The sequence below is a fragment of the Bacteroides sp. CAG:633 genome (assembly GCF_000435115.1).
In the GTDB taxonomy this organism is placed as follows: domain Bacteria; phylum Bacteroidota; class Bacteroidia; order Bacteroidales; family Bacteroidaceae; genus Bacteroides; species Bacteroides ndongoniae.
The window spans coordinates 25,160-31,613 of the sequence record NZ_FR883121.1; the positions used below are offsets into that span (position 1 = coordinate 25,160).

The window sequence follows — 6,454 nt, forward strand, 5'->3', positions numbered from 1 at the left end:
AACTCCAGTCGGGCTGTATGCCTTCGGTTTGCCCCGTTACGATTTCGGATACGATGGTGTCGCGTGCCTGTCGTACCAGTTCTTTGTCTTCCTGAAGCAGGGCACGCACCAGCACATTGCCGGCCAGCCATACTTTGTTTTGTCCTGTCATGCCAAAACGTGCTTTTTCCATTACTTGAATGGCGCTTTGACGTTCTTCAGCTGTCAGTTGTGGCTCGAATAACAGGAAAGCATTGCCCAGTGTTTTCGGAACTCCGATCTGATTGTACCACCAGTTCGGACAGACAGGTTTGGCTGTGAACCAATAATGGAGTGCTTTGTGGATACAAGCCTCGACTTTATCGGAATGGTAATAAGGGCTTTCTGGCGAGGTGTATTGTTTGGTCAGTTCCAGGATGCGTTCGGTGTGGACGCGCGGTTCCCATCCCGAACGTTTTTGGTCCTGATAGTTAATGTCTGGCCAGGTGCCGTTTTCTGTCTGTTCGGATATATATTTTTGGATGGATGCCGCTTGTGAAGACTGGCGTTGAAAAAGTTCCACTACCATCTGGTCAGAAGCGCTTTCTTCTCGTGGCAGTTTTTCCAGCACTGCGTTCAGCTGCTTTTGTCCGGTGTTTCCCAATAATTGGATGAAGTTCTTTTTGGTACGGATTAGGTCGGAGTCTTGAGCAGAAATACGGCCGCTGATAACAACCAAACATAATAGTAGTATACCTGATGTAATTTTGTGCAGATGCATATGTAATGAGTGGTTAGAGGTTAACGTGAAAAAGGAAGGCAGAAAAGGCTCAATAAACTTTTAGGTACGGATTACAAATTGGGGGGATAAGTTTATCCGCAGATACCCATGTAATCCGTACCTGAAAATATGAATATATCCGTTCTTTTCTGTTCCGATACATCCTTCCGCACATCTTATACCGGAGTATAGATGACGGCCAGAATCTTGGCAGCCTGTCCCTGGTAGGCATGTACGTGATGCGGCACAATGGAATCATAATAGATTGTGTCACCTTCTTCCAGCAGATAGGTGTTTTTCCCGTAGCTGATTTCCATAGTTCCTTCCATGACCATGATGAATTCTTCACCTTCGTGTGAGGAAAGTACAAAGTCGCTGTCTTCGGTAGGTGCTACGTCAATGATGAAAGGTTCCATATGACGGTCGGCTTTCGATTTCGACAGTGAATGATATTCCATATGTTTACGGCTCTGTATGGCGTTGTTCGAGAAACTGATGCAGTCGGTAGCTTCCGATTTGCGGCATACTACAGGACCCATTTCATCCTGATCGTCAAGGAATGTGCCAAGACGTACGCCTAATACACGTGCAATTTTGATGAGTGGCGCCAGCGAAGGCAGATCGATGTTGTTTTCAATTCGCTCAATTTGTTCTACGGCAAGGCCAGAACGTTCAGCCAGTTCTTCTACACTGATAGACTGATTCTCGCGGAGTGATTTGATCTTTTCTCCTACAATCTTGCTTGTATCCATAATTATATTTTGGTTTAAAAGTTATTTATCTGAATTGGAAATCCAAGAAGAAAGGAAATAAAAGAGAACTATCATATTCTTACTTTTCCCCAAGCAGGAAGTTACAATATTCCTTCTTTTTTCTTTCTTCTGAATTACATTGTTAATGTAGTTAAAACGCAAAAATAAGATAAACTTTTGCTTATTACAACTATTTGTGCGAAAAAGGTGAATATTTATTTCAGCCATGTAGCACGTTTCCACAGATACTCCATCGGGCCGTGCGAATGGTGTGCCATCCACCAGCGGCAAAAGCTGAACTGAAGAATAAACAGCAGGATTCCTGTCAGGAAGCTGGCTGTGATGCCCAGATCATCGTGCAGTCCGAATCCCCAGTTATAGAACAACAGGGAACCGAAGATACTTTGAGTAATGTAGTTGGTCAGACTCATGCGTCCGTAAGGGACAATCTGTGCGAGACGCCGTTGTAGGCGGGTGCGATAGTAGGCGAAAAGTATAGCCGACACCAGCAGAAGCATGAAGGCAAACTTATATAAAGAAGAAATGATAAGCAGCAGCGGAGTACGGATAGAAGGGTTGTCGATGAAACCGGGTAACATGTTTCCTAATCCGTAGAGGGGGAAGAAGGCTAAAAGCGAACCACAGAGGACTTTATTCCAGATTTTCAGGTTCTCTTTCAGGAACAGACCGCGTTTTCCTGCCAGAAATCCGAGTAGGAAGAGGGCAGCTGTTTGGAATACACGTCCATTGTCCCATGCCCAGGCAAGGCTGGCAAGTTGCCCTTCCCACAGATTGACACGTACTGTTTCCCAGAAAGTGCCATGGCTTTGTACTTCGAATGTGGCTCCCCACAAATCGCCCGTAGGCAGTGCTGGAGTTACAAAAGCCGGATCGAAGCAGGCACGCAGGGTATAATAAAGAGGTAGAGGCTGTATGAGCAGGATGCAGGCCAGGACGAAAATCCATTTGTCTTTCATCTTGCAGGTCAGAGGCAGAATGAATCCTACTAACGAGTAAAGCACCAGTACTTCGGCAGTGAAGAACATAGCATTCAGGTTGCCGATGAGGAAAAGCAATATCAGTCGCCAGCAGAAGCGCAGACGGAAGTCATGACCGCGCATTCGCTGGTTGTCGTATTGAATGAAATAACTGAATCCGAAGAGCAGTGCAAAAACGGCATAAGCCTTTCCGCCCAGCAGAAAGAAAAGCCCGTCCCAGACAGCCTTGTCGGTAAAGGTGAGCCAGGCACTTTGTCCGGTGGTGTCGGGGAATGAATAAAAATTGAAATGTTCGATGCTGTGCAGCAAGATGATGCCCATAACGGCCAGTCCGCGCAATACGTCGGCCACTTCTACCCGGGCGTGTTTTCCTGTCGGTTGTTCCATAATTTGTTGTTTCGATAAAAGTTAAACAGGCTTTTAGCCCGGATTTTAATTCAATTGGCGGCAAAGATACGGAAAAAAGTTTCATAAACCGATGTTTATGTGTAGGTTTGCAAAAGAGAAGTTTCGAGCCGGAAACAGATGGAGTGTTGGCGGGACAAATAGTCCTGTATAGTTTGCTTTCGGATGAAAAGAAAACCTTATGGATATTAACCTATAAAAGAAGTCTACAGATGAAATTCAAGAAGATTGTAGGAGTTGACGAAACACTGTTGAATACGGCGGCTATTGAACGGTTGCATGAACTGGGAGAGGAAGTAGTGATGTATCACGATTTTCCTTCGGAAGAGGAAGAGGTAATACGCCGGATCGGAGATGCCGACTGCCTGTTGGTGTCGTTTCGGACACCGGTGAGAAAGAATGTGCTTGATGCTTGTCCTGGTCTGCGCTACATAGGAATGTGCTGCACTCTTTATGATCCGGCAAGTTGCAATGTCGATGTGGTCGAAGCACGTAAGAGGGGCATTACGGTATTGGGTGTGAAGGATTATGGCGACGAAGGAGTGGTGGAATACGTTATCAGCGAACTGGTTCGTTTGCTGCATGGTTTCGGAGGAGTATTCTGGCTGGATCAGAGTACAGAACTTACCGGCCGCAAAATCGGTATTATCGGGCTTGGAAAGACCGGCCGTATGGTGGCCGATGCTTTACGTTTTCTGGGAGCTGACATATGTTATTACAGTCGTACCCGTAAGCCTGATGCAGAGGCTGTAGGCATGACTTATTTGTCGCTTGACGAACTGTTGCAGCAAGCAGAGATTGTATGCACTTGCCTTCCCCGCAACAATTATCTGTTGGGCGAACGTGAATTCAATCTGTTGGGAAACCGTAAGATTCTGGTGAATACTTCCGTCGGGCCGACTTTTCAGGCAGAGGCTCTTTGCCATTGGCTCAAGGCATGTCCAAACAGTTTTTATTTGTGCGATGCTACAGGTATGGGCCAGTTGAAAGATTTGCTGACACCCTATGCCAATGTGCTTTATACACCCTACATTTCGGGAAAATCGATGCAGAGTGTGGAACGTTTGTCTAAAAAAGCTATAGCGAATGTAGAAACAGTTCTTGCACAATTGTAATTTCAGATTTTTTCCAAAATTGCCCTGTATGTTTGCAATCTGTAAAGGGAAAACAATGTTTTAGATAAGTAAGTGAACACACCATAATGGAAAACAATAGCAAATATGGCATAGGGCTTATCGCCTTTCTCTTATTGCAGGTGCTGACAATACGGATTGCTGCACAGGATGTGGACAATACCACTTGGGCAAAGTTGGGAGTGAAATACGAGGTCTTGCCGAAGCTGACGTTGTCAAGTAATCTGGAGTGGCGTACCGAAGACGATTTGAGTATGACTGACCGTTGGAGACTCGACGTAGGTGGTTCATACAAGATGCTGCCCTTCTTGAAGGTAGGTGCCGGTTACGAAGTGCATTACCGCAATCTGGAGGAGGCCGGCTGGAAGTTTCGTCACCGCTATCATGTAGACGGCACACTTTCACATCGGATACAGCGCGTCAAGCTGTCGTTGCGTGAGCGTTTTCAGCATACGTTCAGTGCCGAAGAGAAAGAATTTCGTCTGCGTTCTCGACTGAAAGTGGCTTACGACATAGCCCGTTGCCGGTTGGAACCTTATGTCTCGGTCGAGATGTATAACGGATTGGGACGCGGCGAGCATTTTGATGTGGCGCGTATGCGCTATCGCACTGGTCTGAGCTTTCCCCTGGCAGAGCGATGGGAGGCAGAGGCTTTCTATTGTCGGCAGTGGGAGCGGGACGGCAGCAAAAATATTTTTGGAGTAGAGTGTATCTATCGGTTCTGACACTGTGGCAAATATTATGTAGATCAGAAACGATATCCCAGACTTACCGATACCGAGTGCATCAACTTGTGCTTGGGTAAGTCTATTTTTCTTCCTTCGATGACGATGTTCCGGCTTCCGCCGAAGAGGTCGAAGTCGGAGCAGGTATATCCGACCGAGAAGATGAGTCCGTTGTCCACTTCCAGCGAGAAAGCCGTACGCAGGTGGTAGTAGACGGTACGGGCACCTTTGTTACTGACGTGCTCGCGACGGACGGCCGTCCATACGCCTGTCTGATTGGGATAGTAGTCGATGTTGAACTCGTTGTTGGCAGATAAAGGCAGGGTGAGTCCGGGAGATATGGAGAGGTAAAGGGCATAGTCTTTATCGCGTCCCACCCATAGTTTGGGAGTATTCAGTTGGAGGCCGGGACGCAGAGCTAGAAAGTAGCTGGCAGCGTGGTCTGTTGTGCTGCTCCAAAGAAATTGCTGGTTTTGCGAGACTCCACTGATGCTTTCGTCTTGATAAGGTTGTGTAAACAGCAATCCCAGGCTGATACCAGCATATTGTATGGGCAGAAATGTGATGGAGGGTTCCACTTCCCAAGCATCGTAATTGTTGAGTGCGCCTTCCAGCTCTACCTTCCAGAACGGACGTTTTTCCCGTTGCTGAGCAGGCAGAGCAAGGCACACACAGTTGAAGAGTATGAAAAAGAAAAGTTTATTTTTCATTGTTAAGGGTGGTTATGAATCGCTATTATAGTTGTAACTTCTTTCTGTGTTAGCTTTGGCTTTTCGTTTGCAAAATTAAAGGATATCGTTCGTCGGAACAAAAAAACAGATGTACATCTTTGAAATACATATTGCTGATAATCAATAGAATATTTGTTTTGCTTGATGTACATCTGTTTCTAGGATGAAGTGTATTGGCTATTCTTCAAGTTCTGTTTGTCCACTAAAGGAGATTGGTTGACGTCGAATGGGTTGTACGTGTATGTATGCCGAACCGTTTGAAGAGATTGTTACAGAATAGGTATAACTGTCTTCTTCGTTGCTCGTAGTAATCTTGACTTCTTTACGGCCCCGTTTCTTCTCTTTTGTTTCGTACGTCTGGATGGGGGCATTGAAGTTTAGTGCTTTCCCTCCTCCGTAAGGGATGCTGTAGGCCTCGCCCGTATAAGGCAGGTAAGAAAATAAAGAGTCGTTACGTACTTCCAGACTATAGCTATCCGTTAGTGCACGGCTTCGTCCGCGTGTAGGGGTCATGTAGTTGACATCAATGCGAAAATGACGTTCATCAATGGCTTTCTTGACCGCTTGCTCATTGCGTACCTTTTCGGTTTGTTTGTCCTTTTGTGCGGATAAATGAAGCGGAAAGCAAACGGCCGCAGTAAAAAGAATGATGCAGAAGGATTTTTTCATAAGGCTTTTTTTATATCGTTTGTTATTACTGATGAGTTCGACAAACCAAAGATAACGATTCGCCTTGAAAATACAAGCAGATACAGGTTTGTATTGGAATGTTTTAGCAATAGAATACGCTATAAAAAAGGATATTAACTATCAGCCTGTTACATGAATTGTGACCAGTCTTGCAATTATTTTTCCCCAGTTAGGAAAAAATAATTCTCCAGTTAGAAAAAAATATTTTCCTAACTGGGAAAAAATGACGAGGGGGCAAATGAAAAAATACCTGTCTTTTCCTGATTTAACTAGACGCTTTT

General features: G+C 45.4%; 6 protein-coding genes and 1 pseudogene. 2 read left to right on the forward strand and 5 right to left on the reverse strand.

The window, feature by feature from the left end; genetic code table 11:
- The 3 genes and pseudogenes from QVP67_RS12195 to QVP67_RS12205 all read right to left on the reverse strand — a co-directional run.
- Positions 1-739 (reverse strand): annotated as a pseudogene (locus tag QVP67_RS12195) (chondroitinase); the annotation flags it as partial.
- A 176-nt stretch (positions 740-915) separates the two neighbouring features.
- On the reverse strand, positions 916-1,491 hold the full coding sequence (locus QVP67_RS12200; protein ID WP_022163845.1) for a helix-turn-helix domain-containing protein: 576 nt from the start codon (positions 1,489-1,491) through the stop codon (positions 916-918).
- Between the two features lie 215 nt (positions 1,492-1,706).
- On the reverse strand, positions 1,707-2,876 hold the full coding sequence (locus tag QVP67_RS12205; RefSeq protein ID WP_022163846.1) for a DUF418 domain-containing protein: 1,170 nt from the start codon (positions 2,874-2,876) through the stop codon (positions 1,707-1,709).
- A 230-nt stretch (positions 2,877-3,106) separates the two neighbouring features.
- On the opposite strand from QVP67_RS12205, the gene QVP67_RS12210 reads away from it, so the two are divergent.
- Both QVP67_RS12210 and QVP67_RS12215 read left to right on the forward strand, forming a co-directional pair.
- Positions 3,107-4,009 (forward strand): NAD(P)-dependent oxidoreductase, encoded by a 903-nt coding sequence (locus tag QVP67_RS12210; RefSeq protein WP_022163847.1) that lies wholly within the window; start codon positions 3,107-3,109, stop codon positions 4,007-4,009.
- Positions 4,010-4,095: 86 nt separating this feature from the next.
- On the forward strand, positions 4,096-4,752 hold the full coding sequence (locus QVP67_RS12215) for a DUF2490 domain-containing protein (protein WP_022163848.1): 657 nt from the start codon (positions 4,096-4,098) through the stop codon (positions 4,750-4,752).
- 23 nt (positions 4,753-4,775) lie between these two features.
- Here the strand turns inward: QVP67_RS12215 and QVP67_RS12220 are convergent, their stop codons facing one another.
- Both QVP67_RS12220 and QVP67_RS12225 read right to left on the reverse strand, forming a co-directional pair.
- Complete coding sequence (locus tag QVP67_RS12220; protein WP_022163849.1) at positions 4,776-5,462, reverse strand: hypothetical protein; 687 nt, start codon at positions 5,460-5,462, stop codon at positions 4,776-4,778.
- Positions 5,463-5,660: 198 nt separating this feature from the next.
- Complete coding sequence (locus tag QVP67_RS12225) at positions 5,661-6,152, reverse strand: DUF4251 domain-containing protein (RefSeq protein WP_022163850.1); 492 nt, start codon at positions 6,150-6,152, stop codon at positions 5,661-5,663.
- Positions 6,153-6,454 lie beyond the last annotated feature (302 nt).